Here is a 920-nt window from a genome sequence, read left to right on the forward strand (position 1 = left end):
TAAGAGATGGATTCAAAAAGGCTGCTCCGTCCGTCTGAAGATGTTCCAGCAGACGAGGGAGCAACCGAATTTGAGAAGTGCTTCGTGAATGTCGGCCCGACGTTCGAAGCGAATGCGAAGACGACGGAAGTTGTGAAGCCACGCATGCGTACGTTCGACAACCCAGCGGAATTTGCCCAGACCACTGCCGTGTTCTGTCCGGCGCTTGGCGATCACCGGCTTGATGCCGCGCTCGCGAAGTTTCTGGCGATGCGCCTCGGAGTCATAGCCACGGTCTGCGTAGATGACCTTGGGCTTCTGAAGCGGCCGGCCACGTACGCCGCGAATCGGTGGAATGGCGTCAAGCAGCGGCAGCAGCTGGGTGACGTCGTTGCGATTCGCGCCAGTGAGGATCGCGCTGACAGGAACGCCATTGGCGTCTACGAGAATGTGGTGCTTGGAACCTGGTCGCGCGCGATCCGTGGGGTTCGGACCAGTTTTTCGCCCGCCCCCACAGCTCGCACGGATGAAGAGTCGACGGCTGCTCGTGAGAAATCGAGTTCGCCTGCCTCGCGTAACTTCGCCAGCAGTAGCTCGTGCAATCGCTTCCACACGCCGGCCTTCTGCCAGTCGCGCAACCGTCGCCAGCAGGTTGACCCCGATCCGAATCCCAATTTGGTCGACAGGTCCCGCCAGCGGATACCGGTCTTGAGCACGAACAGAATGCCGTTCAGTGCAGCTCGGTTCGCAACCGGCAACCGGCCTGGATACTTCTTGCGCCGGGGTTTGAGCGAAGGCAGCAATGGCTCGATCAGTGTCCACAGTCCGTCATCAACAATCGGCGCGCCCATCCTTGGTTCCAGTTGTTCAGGTGGCCAAGGTTAACAGCTTGCCGAGAAGGTTAACAGCCCCCAGTGGGTCTTTTTGATTCCGTCTCTAAG

At 59.5% G+C, this 920-nt stretch carries 1 protein-coding gene and 1 pseudogene; both read right to left on the reverse strand.

The genetic code is table 11. The annotated features are described in order from the left end of the window. Positions 1–12: 12 nt before the first annotated feature. A complete protein-coding gene (locus AB3X96_RS42460) occupies positions 13–591 on the reverse strand; it encodes an IS5 family transposase (protein WP_368594407.1) in 579 nt (192 codons plus the stop codon). A 44-nt stretch (positions 592–635) separates the two neighbouring features. Next, positions 636–830: pseudogene (locus AB3X96_RS42465) on the reverse strand (transposase); the annotation flags it as partial. Positions 831–920: the final 90 nt, after the last annotated feature.

It is taken from the genome of Paraburkholderia sp. BR13439, from assembly GCF_040948805.1.
GTDB classification, from domain to species: domain Bacteria; phylum Pseudomonadota; class Gammaproteobacteria; order Burkholderiales; family Burkholderiaceae; genus Paraburkholderia; species Paraburkholderia youngii.